This window comes from Enterococcus sp. SB12 (assembly GCF_030910025.2).
In the GTDB taxonomy this organism is placed as follows: Bacteria; Bacillota; Bacilli; order Lactobacillales; family Enterococcaceae; genus Enterococcus_B; species Enterococcus_B faecium.
The window spans coordinates 2,434,662-2,450,562 of the sequence record NZ_CP175675.1; the positions used below are offsets into that span (position 1 = coordinate 2,434,662).

A 15,901-nucleotide genomic window follows, 5' to 3' on the forward strand; every position below is an offset into this window, starting at 1 on the left:
ATCATACATGATTTATTTTACATGTCAATATGCACATGTAAAACGTGGAAACTTTACTGTGATATAATAAAGAAAATAAGACGAGAGGTAGGATTTTTATGAATACTTTAGCCTATATATTATTATGCGTGCTTTTATCCAAACCACGTTCTGGGTATGAATTGAAGCAGCTGATCACAATTTTTTGGGAAGCCCATCACAGTCAGATCTATACAACGCTTGCCAAGCTAGACCAGCAGGGTTATGTGACCGTTTTGGACAAAGACGAGCACTCTCAAAAAAAGATCTACCACTTGACTGATGAAGGACGTGCTCTTGTAGAGGAATGGATCAAAGAGGAAACTCCCGCTCCTACGCAAAAAGATGAATTTCTAGCAAAAATCTATGCTTTTTCGACGCTCGATAAAACAACAGCTACTGGACTGCTATTCACTAGAGAACAACAGCTGAACAAAATCATGCAAAAAAATCAAAAAAAATTGAATGACCTCTCGCTAGACAAGAAACAAGAATTTGGACGTTACGTTGTAATCCAGCGCCGAATCATGCTTTGTCAGCAGGAACTCCAATGGTGTCAGCAAGTAAGAGAACAAATGCAGCAGTTTTTTGAGTAAGAGATAAACAGAACCTTTCTAGAAATATCTATTGAAGAGCAAATTATCTTCAATAAAAGAGCAATACAGTTGGAAAAGAAAAAGCGATCCGAACGACAGGCCAAAACCTATCGTTCGGATCACTATTTTTCTAGAACTGCATTCAAGAGACTATGACAAAAAGCATGCCAAGGCCTTTTTTCAAATAACAGTGTTCCATCATTCATTACTTTGAATTGCTTTTAGCACACTTCTTGAAAGCGGGCCAACGATGATCAACTGCAACGGTAAAGCGGCAATCACATTCATTTTCCAAGCATTCATATAAGCAGAGAATAATTGATCAGGTATTCCTTGTTCCATGATCACACCGAATAAAGACATACATGTCACCATTCCTAAAACCATCAAGCATGAAATAGTTAAGATCATTTGGACCTTGCTTTCTGGATTTACTGGTAGTTTAAAGGCAATTTTTTTCGCCAGCACACCGATGATGAAGACATCCAAAATGAAAGCCACCACGAATCCAGGCACTAGACCAATCAACAAACTTGATAAATGAAGATCTTGATGCAGCCATAAATTATACGCGCTCATCCCCAAGACCATCAAAAAACACATCATTGTTGTAAAAATTATTCCTTCTTTTTTATTTGTAGGCAATCTGTACCACTCCTTTAAATTTGTCACGAAAATCATCGTAGCACATTTAAAAATTTCTCGTAAGTACTTTTTTTATTTTCTGCCCTTTTATTTCATAAACTTCATCAGCCGTACGCTCGACAAAGTAAGAATCATGAGAAGTAAACAAAATCGTTCCCGGATATATTTGCATTAGCTTCTCTAAAGCTTCGATCGTTGCCATATCAATAAAATTAGTCGGTTCATCTAACAGCAACACATTACTTGGCTTAGTAAAAAGCAAAGCAATCGTCAGACGGGTCGCTTCTCCCCCACTTAATGTACATAACGGTTTCGTCAGAGTTTCCTGAGCAACCCCTAAGTGATTCAGCAAACTACGGACAAGCGATTCTGAAAACTCTGTTTGTCTCATGACAAAACGAATGATGGATTCTTCAGATGTCATTTGATAACCCTTTTGCTGATATGCTTGAAAGCTTACTTTCGGAGAGAGAAGGATTCCTTCTCCTTGTTTGCGGATATGTTCTAATAAGGTTGTCTTACCTGAACCATTTTCACCGACAATCGCGATTTTTTTACCTAAAGAAAACTGAAAATCACCATTTACCAGTAATGTTCTCCCACTTCTTTCCAATTGGACATTTTGTCCCATAATGGGATAGCGGCTGTGGAGTTCAAGAGATTTTGGTACTGGAAAACGGATTTGTTTCATCTGCTGCGGCTTGGTTGTTTCTCCTATTTTTTGGAGTCTTCTCTCTAATGTTTTCGCATTCTTTTGGATGGCTTTTTGTACACTGTCTTTTTGTTTAGAGGAAGACAACCGATCCGGTCTGATTTGTTGCTTTTTCTTTTTACTGGACACTTTTTCCAACTTTTCCGCTTGTTTTTTCTTTTCTTGGATCGATTTTTCCAATCGTTTTTTCTCTTTCATGATCGACTCTGCTTCTCGTAGCTGAGTCTTTTTCTCCAATTCCTTTTGAGTGAGATAGGCACTATAATTCCCCGAAAACTCTCGGATTTCTCCGTCTTTTACTTCCCAGATTTTCGATGCTAGCTCATCTAGAAAATAGCGATCATGACTAACAAAAACCAGCGTACCATAATAATAACGAAGCTCTTCAATCAGTCGATCAATACTTTTTCTATCTAGATGGGTTGTTGGCTCGTCTAGAAGCATCCCTTGTTCATAAGAAGAAAGAAGACGTATCAACTCGATCTTTCGTTCTTCCCCTCCGCTCCATTTCCGCTCTGAAGTTTCTTCCAGTCTTAACTGGAAATGACTGGCTAATTCCAAATTTAGGTCCTTTGCTTCAGCGAGATAGGTTAATTGAGGCAGGTAGTTGAAGGTGATCTCTGTTTGGATTTTCCCATGATCGGGAAAAAGTTCACCGGCTATTAGTTTGAGCAAAGTCGATTTACCGACACCATTTTCTCCTATGATCCCTATACGATCTTGCTGATAGACACGAAGAGAATCAATAGATAGTTCTAGCTGGTTGCCAAAGCTGACTTGTAGATTTGTTATATTTACTGCTAAATTTTCCATATGTTTTACACTCCTATTTCATGTAAAACAACAATTATCGATACTAAAAAAGAGCAGAAAAATCTGTTTGCAAAAAAACTGCATCACATCTTTTCCTACTCTGAACGAAATAACTATGACTAAATCACCAAATCTGTCATAGCTTTCACCTATTCTACTGTCGTTCGAAAAAATGGACATACTCCATCCATGAAATTGTTGTTTATACATGTCTTTTGAATTTATTTAGTTGTTATTCAAAAGTTCGAAACGTAATTTCATCGATGCAGTCATTTTTCCGACCTCCTTTTTTATTAGGTTACCACACACGATTCAAAAAAAGCAATAGCTAATGAATAGTAACTGAAAACCTTTTATTCGAACGTAGTGATCTTTTCTGGTGCTAAACGAACAGACTCGTAACCTTCTTCTACCGCTTTTCCTATTGATAAAATAATAACTGGAACATAACGGTCTTTATCCAAACCAAATGCCTCTGCCAACTGATCTGCTTCGAATCCACCAATTGGATTTGTTTCATAACCATGATCACGCGCAACTAACATGAATTGCATAGCCGCTAAGCTAGAATCGACTTTGACTACATCGTTCATTTCTTCTCTTGAAAAACTCTTGTAATAAGGAATGATCGCAGCTAATTGTTGATCTCTGACTTCTTTTGGCATCTTCCCTGATTCGTAAGCTTGGTTATAGATTTCTTCGCCATATTCGTAACATTGCATATCGCCAAAAATCATGACCATTGCAGAAGAAGTATCATTTTGTCTCGTATTGAAACGGATCAAAGGACGCAAGATTTCTTTTGCTTCCTCGCTTTCAGCGACCACAAAGCGCCATGGTTGCATATTGACAGAAGAAGGTGCAGTCGTCGCTTCTTTGATCATTTCCAGCATTTCTTCGTGTGGGATTTTGTATGTTTCATCATATACGCGAACGGATCTTCTACCAGTCATAATTGTTGAAAAATCATTTTTTTGTTCCATTATTATTAACCTCTTTCGTTTCTGTTGTTATATTGCAAAGTTGGGTATTCAATTTATCTAAAAGTGTTAGAAATTGTTTCATTTCTACATCGCTGAAAGCCGGGGATAGCACGGAACCTGTATCTTTATGGTCCATTTCACAATGCTCGATTTTCTTCTGGGCTTTTTCTGTTAGCGCTACATACACTTCCCGGTTGTTCTGAGGATTTCTCTGACGCGAAACATAGCCATTTGCTTCCAATACCTTCAGATGACGAGTAACTGCTCCTTGATCAATCTGCAACTTTTCTTGCAAACTGCTTTGTAGCAATGGATTTTCTTCTTTCAGTCTCATCATGATCTCGTATCTAGTAAGACTTATACCGATATTTTCTTCAAAGATCTGGACGATTTTTTGATCGGCTAATTTGATTTGATATAAAAGGTGACTAATCTCTTCTAAAGACATAATTTCCTCCTTTCTAATAATTGACTCGTCAACGGTTGACTTGTCAATAATAGAATAAAAAAAGAAAAAAGTCAAAGAATCAGCTGTGTAATAAAAAAAACGCTCTCAATAGAAAAGTATAGAGAAAAGAAATTTTTTGTAGAATGAACGGAAAAAATGATAAAGAAAGCACAACGCTAAAACCAAGATTATTGATTCTTATCAAACTATAGAAGATAGCTCTTCTGCAGTAGAAAATTTTACACCGCCAAAAATTTCCGAAATCGCCTTTTGCAAGAATCCCGTCGAATATTAGAAATTGGATCAGTATGCTTAAACAGTAATAAAAAAGTTATGACAAGATGTTGTCACAACCTTTTTTGAGTAAACGGTGTTCAAAAACTTGCATCTGCGGTAATAAGTTCAACCAAACAAAAAACATGAAAATCTGTTTTTGTTTGGCTGTTCTTACTACTTGATGCAGGGCAGCTTTTTCACAACCTCTGATACACGGTGTTCAATCAGCTGTCCCTCGGTATGAGCTCAAAAAACGGCAAAATATGAAGAACTATTTTTTCGTTTGTTTCTCTAATACTCAGGTCAGGACGCTGATTTCACAAAAATTTGAAAAGCAATTTCGTAAATTCCTTCTTATTTCTTGAAGCTGACCACTTCTGTCACAACCTCTTTTTAATAACCATAAAATCCTATTCCTTCATATCTCCAGCCCATCGGTGTTAGCCAATCTCTTTCCTTAGCACTCAAGGTATAGTGATGGGTACCAGTTTTTTCATTTGGATTAAATAGTCGATAAATTGGCTTGGAACCACCAGAATAAAAACTTAGACCTTCATAACGCCAACCGATTTTTGTTAAAGAGTTGATCTCAGATTGTGCCATTGTGTAATGATGGTCTCCACTGTAAGGATTGTATAAACGGTAGACAGGTTGTCCGCTGTTTGGTGCTTGCCAAGCAATCCCTTCATATTCCCAGCCTACAGTTGGCAGATAATTTTTTTCTCCGGCATTCAATGTATATAAATGTTCTCCTGTATGACGGTTATACAGACGATACATCGGAGAAGTTGAAGTTGGTGCTGTATCATACTGTGTCAGATTATAGGTTTCGATTAAATTGTTCAATGTAGAACCATAATTAGGCGCAGTGGCATAACAACCTGTTAGCCAAGCCGTAGCATCTTTGTAAGAGTTCGTATTGCTTTTCCATGCACCGGAATAGTAGTAAACGCCTGGCTGAAAAGAAGTCGTCTTCAATACCGTTACGTTATCTTGCAATGATTCTTTGTACGAAGGATATTTTCTAAAAGCGGCATTCACCGTAATCCATTGCCCATTCACATATTCCGAAGTAGGCATCGTAACAGATTGGCCATTATAGCTTCCTTTAATCCCAAATAGATTGTAATTAGGGGCAGAAGCCAAAGTACTGTTCCCCCAGCCACTTTCAACGATGGCTTGAGCAATCATGACTGATGCATATAAGTCATTGGCACTTGCCAAACTTTGTGCAGTTGAGGCAATACTATCAATGAACGCTTGTTGAGAATTAGCAGATGAGCGAGCATAAAAAGCATAGCCAGTATAGTTTTCGAATTCAGACAAATCTGCTTGATGGGTATGTGTCAATGTTTGCCCATCTGTCAATTGGTTCGTGATTTCTTCTGCATTCTCTGGATTGTTCTGAGCTTCTGCTGATGTACTGTCTTCGGTTTGTGTTTGTTCTGTTGTTTCAGTTGTTGGTTCTTCGGTTGAAATTGTATTTTCTGAGACAGTAGCTGACTGCAAAGTACTCTCTGTATCGTTTTCAATTCCTGTTTCTGAAGAACTCGATGTCTGAGTTGCGACAGTTTCTGTCGATTCTTCAGCTAGCACTGTTGTGTTGGCAACTGCTAGATTTCCTAAAAGAATAACGCTAAATAATAAATTCTTTGCTTTCATCTTTTTTCTCCTTTGAATTATGAAACTTTTCCTAAATAACAGTGTAACTAAAAAAGTAAAAGCAAATCAATGTCCATATTTAAATAACGTTTGTTTCTTTTTAATAAATTTGCTTTTTCTGCATAAAAAGACGTAAATGAAGAATATTCTTCTCCATTCACGCCTTAAATTGATGGTCGTTTGAATAACTATTTAACAAGTAATTCTCTCTGGATATTATCCGTTATGGATTATACTTCCTGTGTCGTCGGACGGATAATCATGTTGCTGACAGACATCCGGTCTGGCGTTTCTATCGCAAATGCTACAGCAGAAGCTATATCTTCAGATGTTAATCCCCATTCTTTTTGCGCTTCATGAAGTTCAAGAGCAGCCTTTTTGTCGCTGATGGTTTGATATAATTCAGTTTGAACAGCTCCTGGAGAGATGATCGTAGATTTGATGTTATTTTGCCGTTGCTCTTGACGTAATCCTTCCATGATTGCACGGACAGCAAATTTTGTTCCGCAATAAACGGCGGAATCAGGATAAACAACATGTCCCGCCACAGAATCAGTTGAAATGATATGCCCAGATTTTTGTTTTTCCATGATTGGAAGTACGGCGGAAATTCCATTTAACACACCCATGATGTTGATATCAAGCATATTTTGCCATTCATCACGGTGACCTTCAACTAATGGAGCGGTTGGCATGATTCCTGCATTATTGTACAATACATCGATTCGACCGAACTTTTCCATCGCTAAATCGATAACTGCTTGGACTTGTGCAAAATCTCTTACATCTGCTGTTTGAATATATAGCTCAGCTTCTGGTAAAGATTCTTTTATTGCTTTTAGGCGATCTTCTCGGCGTGCAGCTATAACTAGTTTAGCCCCTTTTTCTGCTAACAGCTTCGTTGTTGCTTCACCGATTCCGCTTGAAGCGCCCATGATGACAATCACTTTTTCTGATAAATCATTCATTCTATTCTCCTCCTGTTTTGAAAAATCTCTTGCTTATACTCACTATCTCTTATTTCATCTTACTGTTCAAATAATCCGTTCGACAGGTTTGACGATTTTGGCAGGGATTCCTGCAACGATGGTATTGTCTGGGACATCTTTCGTAACAGTTGCATTCGCTGCAACAATGGCATTCTCGCCAATCGTTACGCCTGGCAGAATAGTTGCTCCTGCTCCGATCCAAGCATTTTTCTTGATGTGGATTGGCTTTACTGACAAGCCTCTTCGTTCTTTTGGATCGGTTAGATGGTTCACCGTGATGAGGTTGACACGAGAACCAATCAATACTGAATCTTCTAAACAGATGCCACCTAAGTCAACGAACATCACTTGACGATTGATAAAGACATTTTTCCCTATACTAATATGTTTGCCGAAATCTGTATAAAAAGGCAGCAGAACAGTCACCGTATCATCTACTTTGTCACTAATGATATTTTCTAGCCGTTTGCGGATATCTGCTGGTTCATGGTACCCAGTATTCAGCGCTGCTAAAGGCTCTTCGTTTTCAGCTTGGATCTGATGGATCACTTCAAAGAGCGGATCCGTTACTCGAATCTCTTTATTGACGATTTGTTTTTCGATGAGGCTTGTCATTTTGCTCCCTCCTTTTATTCTTACTTTATAACGGACGGCTTATGATGTCTAATACTTATATAACATACTTAACTATTCCTTTTAACTATACTTAGTGGTATGCTTTTTTAAAAACAGGAGGGAAAAAATGGATATTCGTATACTGACGTATTTTTTAGCAGTAGCTAGAGAAAAAAATATCAGCCGAGCAGCAAAATCTCTGCATATCACGCAACCTACTCTCTCAAAACAACTGAAAGATTTAGAAGAAGAACTTGGTGTGACACTTTTCACTCGAGGCTCCCGAGAGATACAGTTGACGGATTCTGGTCGATATCTTTATTCAAAAGGAAAAGAAATCTTGTCGTTGGTAGAAAAAACGGCGAACAATTTAACAAATGACGCAATCATCTCTGGATAAATCTACATTGGCGGAGGCGAAACTAAAGCAATCTCTTTCATTTCTGATAGCCTTCATTCGTTGATCAAGGCGCATCCTGATATCCAGTTTCATTTATATAGCGGGAATGCAGATGATATCATAGACAAACTGGATAGCGGATTACTTGATTTTGGACTCGTAATCGAACCGACAAACAAACAAAAATACCAGTCATTTCGACTGCCAGCCCAAGATCGTTGGGGACTTTTGATACATCGGAATCATCCTTTAGCAAAGCAAACAGTCATCCATCCGCAGGAACTGAAAACTGTTCCTTTGATCATTTCCCGGCAAACGTCAGTGGACAGTCAACTAGCTGAATGGCTAGGTTTCAGCATAGATCAGTTATCGATCGTCGGAACATATAACTTATTGTACAATGCTTCTTTGATGGTCGATAACGGGACTTTTGGTGCATTAGCTCTAGATGGGATCATCAATACTTATGGGACGGAAAAAGTATTCATCCCACTCGATCCGCCATTACAAGCTTCACTGAATCTCATTTGGAAAAAAGACCAGCCTCTTTCTCCTACTGCTCGTAAATTTTTAGATGTCCTAACGGAGAAATACAGTTAAGTAGAGTTTTTTTCCTTCGCTTTCAGCTTTTTAACAACGAATAAGTTAAGCAAAAGATCCAATGATTAAATAACATAAGTTTCTTAATTTGTTCCTTCCTTTTATTTCTGATAATTCCAGTAAATTACTATAATTATAAAAAAAGAATTGACAAAACATAACTGTCTATATAAAATTGATTACGTTAACAATAATTCGTTTCATGTGACTAGATCATACTAGGCATGAAAAATCTCTGAGGAACATGGTTTCCCTAGGAGGTTTTTCGTGTCTATTTTTGTTTGGTCGCAATCAACTGGTCTAGCAAACGTGAAAACCAAATCTTCAAAAAGGGTGCGCGCATGAAAATCAAAAAGATCTTTAATCAAAATGCAGTATTGGTAGATGACGGTGGACAGGAAAAAGTAGCTATTGGAAAAGGGATTGGATTTGACAGAAAAAGAAATGATTTGATTTTTGATCGTGATATCGAACGGATATTTGTCATGGAACCAGAAGGTCAAATCAAGTTGCAAAATTTACTTAATCAGATCGATGAACGCTTTTTATTTGCAGCAGAAACGATCATTGATCATGCGGAAACTGTTTTGATGGAAAAGTTGAATGAACATGTATTGATCGCTTTGACCGACCACATTGCTTTTTCTGCGGAGAACATTAATAACGGTATCGTCATCCGCAACAAACTTTTAAGAGAAATCGAAGTGCTTTACAGTGATGAATTCAGTATTGCTCAATGGGCAGTAGAGTATCTGACAAAAGAGCTTGGGATTCCATATACTTATGACGAAGCAGGATATATCGCAATCCATATTCACAGCGGACGAAGCGGTCGGAACAATAACCATCGCAGTATCCGTGAAGTGACGATTGTATCTGACATCATCCATTTAGTGGAATCAGAATTGGAAACAGATATCCATTCAGAACCATTTTCACTGAATTATTCAAGACTGGTGAATCATTTACGACTGCTTCTACAACGAACCCATGCGCAACAATATGCTGTTTTAGACACGGAAATCGTAGAAATGGTCAAACGAAAATACCCAGAAAGCTATAAGATTTCTAAAAAAATCCGTGTGTTGCTGACCAAAGAATACCAGCTCGCGATCACGAAAGAAGAACTGGGTTACTTGGCCATCCATATCGAGCGTTTGAGAAGCGCAATCGTACAAATAAATGTTAACAATCATGAGGAGGAAAAAAATTGAAAGCATATCTACAACGAATAGGACGTTCCCTTCAACTTCCAGTTGCGGTCTTACCTGCTGCTGCTTTACTAGTAGGGATCGGAAACTGGTGGGCATCTTATAGTAACGACATTGTCGCTCATTTTTTACAAGCTGGCGGTAACGCAGTTTTAGGTCAATTACCTTTGCTGTTTGCCGTTGGGTTAGCACTAGGGATGTCAGTGGACAAATCAGGTGCTGCTGCCTTGGCAGGTTTGGTCGCATTTGAAGTTCCAGTAAATGTTTTAAAAACTGATTCAGTAGCTACTTTATTGAATATCAAACCAGAATCAGTTGATCCATCTTTTGCTCAGATCAGTAACGTATTTATTGGTATTATTGCCGGATTGATTGCGGCAGCTCTTTATAATCGTTTCCACGAAGCAAAATTACCAATGGCTTTATCTTTCTTTAGCGGCAAGCGTCTAGTGCCAATCTTGGCTGCCTTTGTCATGCTGCTGATCAGTGCAGTGCTACTGCTCGTATGGCCTCCGGTTTACTCTGCTTTAGTTTCTTTTGCTAAATTCATTTTGAGTTTAGGCTGGGTTGGTGCAGGTCTTTATGGCTTCTTCAACCGTTTACTGATCCCTACAGGATTGCATCAAGCAATGAACTCCGTGTTCTGGTTTGACGTAGCAGGAATCAATGATATTGGTAAATTTTTGGCTTCTGAAGGAACAAAAGGCGTAACAGGAATGTATCAAGCTGGATTTTTCCCAATCATGATGTTCGGGCTTCCAGCAGGAGCATATGCTATTTACAGAAATGCACGTCCAGAAAACAAAGCAAAAACAGCTTCCTTGATGTTAGCAGCAGCTTTTGCTTCATTCTTTACTGGTGTAACAGAACCACTTGAATTCTCATTTATGTTCGTTGCTTGGCCATTATATGTCTTGCATGCAATTTTCACTGGGATTTCTTTAGCAGTGAGTGCATTCTTCCATTGGACAGCAGGATTTGCCTTTAGTGCCGGATTTGTCGATTACTTCCTATCTTTGAAAAATCCGATTGCGAATCAGCCATTGATGTTGATCGTCCAAGGATTAGTAACAGCAGTGATTTACTACTTTGGCTTTAACTTTGCTATCAAAAAATTCCATCTGATGACTCCTGGCCGCGAGGAAGCAGATCTTTCAGATGACGATACTGCAACGACAAATTCAGACAATAAATATGCGGCACAAGCAAGCAAAATCTACGCTGCATTAGGCGGAGCCGACAATGTAACTTCGATCGATAACTGTACTACACGCCTTCGTTTGCAAGTCAAAGATACAGGCCTGATCGATCAAAATAAAATCAAAGCCACTGGCGTACCTGGTATGAAGATCATCGACGGAAAAAATGCGCAAGTCATCGTAGGTACAGAAGTACAATTCGTTGCAGATGAGATGGCAAAACTACATGGTGGTGCTGCAGCACGACCTGCACAAACAAACACCGTGGTTAAAACAGAAACATTTGCCGGTGGAACGATCGAACAAGATATTTACGCTATCGCAAATGGGAAACTGATTCCAATCACTGAAGTTTCAGATGATGTATTCGCGGAAAAAATGATGGGTGACGGCTATGCTGTATTACCAGAAAATGGAGAAATCTTCTCTCCAATCGCTGGTACGATCACAAACATTTTCCCAACAAAACATGCTGTCGGAATCCAAACAGATGCTGGTATCGAAGTCTTGCTTCATATGGGCATCAACACTGTTGACTTAAAAGGCGAACCATTCACTTTATATGTAGAAGAAGGTCAAAAAGTCGCAAGAGGTCAATTGATTGCTTTAGTTGATCTTGCCGCTATTCAATCTGCAGGCAAAAACACGGATATGGTCGTTGTATTCACAAATGGCGACAAAGTCCAAAGCTTAAAAATCGAACCCGCACGTGATGTAAAAGCAAATGATAAAATCGGCTCTGTTTCCAACAAAGCCTGAGCCATCGTCTTCCCCAGACTTTTTTATCGATAAACAAAAAGGAGCTGAGACAAAAATCTTGTCTCAGCTCCTTTTTCCGAATAAAAACGGCGTTCTCCTGCCAACTCCGCGGTAATAAGTCCAGCCAAACGTAACATATGAAGAACTATTTTTTATTTGACTCTTCTTATTACTTGATGCAGAACAGCTTTTTTACAACCTCTGATAAACGGTGTTCAAAAACCAGTTTATCGGTATGAAGTCAAATTTATGCAAAAATGTGGAAAACTAGTTTCACAAAATTTTTCTTCATACTCAAAACTAATCGGCTTTTTTTACAACCTCTGGTAAACGGTGTTCAAAAACCAGTTTATCGGTATGAAGTCAAATTTATGCAAAAATGTGGAAAGCCATTTTCACAAAATTTTTCTTCATACTCAAAACTAATCGGCTTTTTCACAACCTCTTTATACATTATTCCTGATCCAATATTTCTTTTAATGCTGCTTCAAGAGAAGTTAATGGTTTTCCCAATACTTTTTCTAAATCATCAGAGGAAATAGCTAACTGATCCTTTTTAATATCATGTTGGATCGCTAAAAACATGTCAGCTGCTTCTTGAGGGAATCCGGCTTCTTTTAGATTTTCGACAAACGCTGCATCACTTGCTTCAATAATTTCTAACTCTTTACCTGTCGCACGCTCTAATGCCTTGACTAATTCTTCATAGTCAGTTAGATTGCCGGATAATTCTAAGATTTCTGGAGAGTCACTTTCTACTAGTACTTTTGCTGCAGCTTCTGCATATTCACGTTTCAATGCCCAACCTGTTTTTCCATTTCCTGCAGCATAAACGAATTGACCAGTTTTTAAAGCCTGCCCAATGATAGGTAATTCATTCTCTACATACCAATTATTCCGTAAAAATGTATGGGAAATACCTGAATCCTTAATCATTTTTTCAGTGAATTGGTGATCTGGCGCTAATACACTGATCGAGTGATTGGCATCTGCAAAACTTGTATAAGCGATATAAGATACCCCAGCTGCTTGTGCTGCCTTCACTACATTCTTATGTTCGGCTTGACGATTTCCTGGAACGCCAGAGACAAAAAGCAATCGATCTATTCCTTTCAACGCTTCTTTCATTGAGTCTAAATCATCATAATCACCAATACGTATATTAAATCCAGCTTCTTTCAGTGCTTCTCCTTTTTCTTCACTACGTACTAGTACATAGATTTCATTTTGTGGAACCATCTTTTTTAAGAATTCCAGCGCATAACCACCAAAACCTCCAGTTGCTCCTGTTACTAAATAATGCATATTTGCCACTCCCTATTCTTTTTATTTGTTAAGATTTACAGCTGTACATTTATAAATTACACCTTTATCATAAAGAGTGTGGTAAGATAAGTCAAGCAAAAAAAATGAAAGGATGACAACTGATGAAGTATTCTCTGCAATTTAGTGATGCAATCCATGTACTTGCCTATATTGAAATGTTTCAAGATACCCGATCACTTTCTAGTGAGATGATTGCCAGTAGTATCGAAACAAATGCAGCAAATGTACGTAAAATCATGAGTCAGCTCAAAAAATCCGGTTTGATCTTTACAAAAACCGGAAAACCGCAGCCTTCCCTTGCCAAAAGTCCAGATCAAATTTCTTTACTAGATGTCTATCGCAGCATCGAAGGTAATACACAGCTTATCCAAGTCGATCCAAAAACAAATCCAAATTGCGTCGTTGGTGCGAATATCCAAGAAGCTTTAGAAGAAAGCTACGCTCGGCTGCAGAAAAAGGCAGAAGAAGAAATGGCTAAGATCACACTTGATAGTCTGATACATAAAATAGCCGTTTTGGAAAAAGAAAAAAGACCAGAAAACACAGGCCTCGTAGAGAGATTTTTATAATTCTCTCTACTGTGCCTGCATTTTTCTGATCGGAATCGTCTACATAAATTCTTTTATTCTCCGGGGGACAAAAGCCTTGTCATGCCCCTTCTTCCTCTCTAATGCTCAGGTCAAAGCGCTGAAGTCATGACGTCTTGATAAACGGTGTTCAAGTAGCTGACCCTCGGCATTAGTTCTGAAAAATGCAAAATATGGAAAGCTATTTCCCCTTTTTCCTCTCTAATGCTCAGGTCAAAGCGCTACTTTCACGACCTCTATATTATCATGGTTTATTGACTACCGGTATCCAGATTTCTCCCATATATTTCCCGTTGGTAACTCCCATTTCGACTACAGCATTTGGCCCCCCAACATAGGCGTAATCTTCTACTTCTCTTAAAACATGCCCAAAGGCCGTATTCGTCAAATCGTTCCTTAGTTCTTCAGGCGACTCCAATGAAGCGCTTACGACGAGATACGTTCCTTTTGGAAATGGGATGATTCTCGTAGTGTTAGGAATATCCTGACTCGTTTGAACACCGACATAGTACATCATTTTCCCGTCATAGGGTTCGTTGACTGTAAAGAAATAATGATTTTCAGCAGCTTGTTTCAAGGTGTCTATTGTTCCGTCACTGATGACTTTTTGCTCAAAGGCTTGCTTCTCTGCTGCCAAACCGACAAAATCTGTATTGCTACTTTTCAATTCCACACCAATACCTGTCACTGCAAACTCTGGTTTTTCTTCAATCTTATACTTTGCCATTTCTCCCACCCTTTCTATTATATTAAGTTCATCTTACATAAAATTAAAGGGAAATGACACGATTACGCTCTTTTTTCTAGGGATATTTTTATTTTTTAACTATTTTTTTGCTTTCACTGCAATCCAAATCTCACTGTAAACATGACTGAAATCCTCTCCCCATTTTGTAAAAGAGATCTCGGGAGCTTCGACTAACTCATAATCTGAAGAAGGAAGCCATTCTGCATAGATTTTCCCCCAAGTATCTTGTAAAGTTTGGGGGAATGGCCCTTTATTAGGAAAAATGGCCCAAGTGTGTCCTTCTATAGCAAGCATTTCTAAATCAGCGTACGAATTTTCTTTTGTCGTAGCAAAGCCAATCATGTGCATCAAACTGCCCTTTTCTTCCAAGCGGTCTCCATCAAATCCATAAGAAACGTTGATTACTTGATTTGGATATAAATCTCCTAACTTATGCATCTCTTCCCTTTGAGTCTCCGTGATTGTCTGCGCTAACTTTTGTATTTCTTGATTGACTCCTTCAAATTTGACAGGAACTTTTTTCGCCACACCTGCCACATAAAACTGTTCTTTCTTTTCGATACGAAATTCCATCGATTTTCCTCCTCTGACATCAATAAAAAATGTCAAGCGTGGAAAAGATTTTTGTATGCCGTATCTGCTGATTTCTGAAGGCAGATATCCTGACCAATCACGAAAAGCTCTTGAAAAACCCTCGACTGTTTCATATCCATATCTAAACGCCGTTTCTGTCACTCTTGATCCATCTAGAAGATCGCGATTAGCCAAAGCCAATCTACGGTTTTTGATATAGTCCATTAGCGACATCCCTGCAATAAACGTAAAGATGCGTTTTAATTGATATTCAGAGATTCCTGTATTTTCGGCTATTATTTTATAGGAAAGTCCTTCTGTCAAATGTTCTTCGATGTAATCGATCAATTGGTTCAGATCTTTAAGCATATTTATCTTCCTCCTTGCTTGCCTTTTTATCATATTATCAAAGAAAGTCAATTACTTGATGAATCAGGAACCAATTTAGTCAGATGTAGAAAATGTTGTATGGATCTAAAGAAAATTCTCAAGCAGCGTTTCGTAACGGATAATTGGTATTATCTGCCTATCTATGTTTTACCTTTAGAAAAATAAATTTTGGGGAAGACACATTCTAAGTAAACAAAGCGGTAAAAATATCTTTTATTCCCTTAGTTAATCCGCTTACTACCTACTGTACAAAGCAAATTGTTGTTCAAACTGCTGATCAGAACGCTGCTTGGATTTTTCTTTGCGATATATCATACCTCTTTTATAAATTGGAACAATTATTTATTTCTA

General features: G+C 38.3%; 14 protein-coding genes and 1 pseudogene. 5 read left to right on the plus strand and 10 right to left on the minus strand.

Features of this window, described 5'->3' with window-relative positions; all coding sequences use genetic code 11:
* Positions 1–98 precede the first annotated feature (98 nt).
* Positions 99–614, plus strand: a complete 516-nt coding sequence (locus RBL01_RS12130; RefSeq protein ID WP_002287456.1) for a PadR family transcriptional regulator — start codon at positions 99–101, stop codon at positions 612–614.
* A gap of 198 nt (positions 615–812) precedes the next feature.
* Here RBL01_RS12130 and RBL01_RS12135 read toward each other — a convergent pair whose 3' ends face one another.
* The 7 genes from RBL01_RS12135 to RBL01_RS12165 form a co-directional block, all read right to left on the minus strand.
* Entirely contained in the window at positions 813–1,259 is a 447-nt protein-coding gene (locus RBL01_RS12135) for a DUF2798 domain-containing protein (RefSeq protein ID WP_002287457.1), read from the minus strand.
* Positions 1,260–1,305: 46 nt separating this feature from the next.
* Entirely contained in the window at positions 1,306–2,784 is a 1,479-nt protein-coding gene (gene msr(C) / locus RBL01_RS12140) for an ABC-F type ribosomal protection protein Msr(C) (protein WP_307780914.1), read from the minus strand.
* 353 nt (positions 2,785–3,137) lie between these two features.
* A complete protein-coding gene (locus RBL01_RS12145; RefSeq protein WP_002287459.1) occupies positions 3,138–3,767 on the minus strand; it encodes a nitroreductase family protein in 630 nt (209 codons plus the stop codon).
* Positions 3,751–4,215, minus strand: coding sequence for a MarR family winged helix-turn-helix transcriptional regulator (locus tag RBL01_RS12150; RefSeq protein ID WP_002287461.1), 465 nt, complete (start codon positions 4,213–4,215; stop codon positions 3,751–3,753). The genes RBL01_RS12145 and RBL01_RS12150 overlap by 17 nt, the downstream gene beginning before the upstream one ends.
* A 669-nt stretch (positions 4,216–4,884) precedes the next feature.
* Positions 4,885–6,153 carry a glycoside hydrolase family 73 protein gene (locus RBL01_RS12155; protein ID WP_307780915.1) on the minus strand — a complete coding sequence of 423 codons (1,269 nt, stop codon included), beginning with the start codon at positions 6,151–6,153 and terminating at the stop codon, positions 4,885–4,887.
* 230 nt (positions 6,154–6,383) lie between these two features.
* A complete protein-coding gene (locus RBL01_RS12160; protein ID WP_002287466.1) occupies positions 6,384–7,121 on the minus strand; it encodes an SDR family oxidoreductase in 738 nt (245 codons plus the stop codon).
* Between the two features lie 66 nt (positions 7,122–7,187).
* Entirely contained in the window at positions 7,188–7,757 is a 570-nt protein-coding gene (locus tag RBL01_RS12165; RefSeq protein ID WP_002318833.1) for a DapH/DapD/GlmU-related protein, read from the minus strand.
* Positions 7,758–7,884: 127 nt separating this feature from the next.
* Between RBL01_RS12165 and RBL01_RS12170 the strand changes: the two are divergent.
* From RBL01_RS12170 to nagE, 3 genes and pseudogenes are all read left to right on the plus strand, one after another.
* Positions 7,885–8,757: pseudogene (locus RBL01_RS12170) on the plus strand (LysR family transcriptional regulator).
* Positions 8,758–9,098: 341 nt separating this feature from the next.
* A complete protein-coding gene (locus RBL01_RS12175) occupies positions 9,099–9,971 on the plus strand; it encodes a PRD domain-containing protein (protein WP_002318830.1) in 873 nt (290 codons plus the stop codon).
* Positions 9,968–11,926, plus strand: coding sequence for an N-acetylglucosamine-specific PTS transporter subunit IIBC (nagE, locus tag RBL01_RS12180; protein ID WP_002318829.1), 1,959 nt, complete (start codon positions 9,968–9,970; stop codon positions 11,924–11,926). Before RBL01_RS12175 ends, nagE begins: the two co-directional genes overlap by 4 nt.
* Positions 11,927–12,379: 453 nt before the next feature.
* Here the strand turns inward: nagE and RBL01_RS12185 are convergent, their stop codons facing one another.
* Positions 12,380–13,231 (minus strand): SDR family oxidoreductase, encoded by an 852-nt coding sequence (locus RBL01_RS12185; RefSeq protein WP_002318828.1) that lies wholly within the window; start codon positions 13,229–13,231, stop codon positions 12,380–12,382.
* 122 nt (positions 13,232–13,353) lie between these two features.
* Here RBL01_RS12185 and RBL01_RS12190 point away from each other — a divergent pair, with 122 nt between their 5' ends.
* Positions 13,354–13,821, plus strand: coding sequence for an Rrf2 family transcriptional regulator (locus RBL01_RS12190; RefSeq protein WP_002287477.1), 468 nt, complete (start codon positions 13,354–13,356; stop codon positions 13,819–13,821).
* A gap of 262 nt (positions 13,822–14,083) precedes the next feature.
* Here the strand turns inward: RBL01_RS12190 and RBL01_RS12195 are convergent, their stop codons facing one another.
* Positions 14,084–14,566 (minus strand): GyrI-like domain-containing protein, encoded by a 483-nt coding sequence (locus RBL01_RS12195; RefSeq protein ID WP_002339704.1) that lies wholly within the window; start codon positions 14,564–14,566, stop codon positions 14,084–14,086.
* A gap of 99 nt (positions 14,567–14,665) precedes the next feature.
* Complete coding sequence (locus tag RBL01_RS12200; protein ID WP_002318826.1) at positions 14,666–15,529, minus strand: AraC family transcriptional regulator; 864 nt, start codon at positions 15,527–15,529, stop codon at positions 14,666–14,668.
* Positions 15,530–15,901 lie beyond the last annotated feature (372 nt).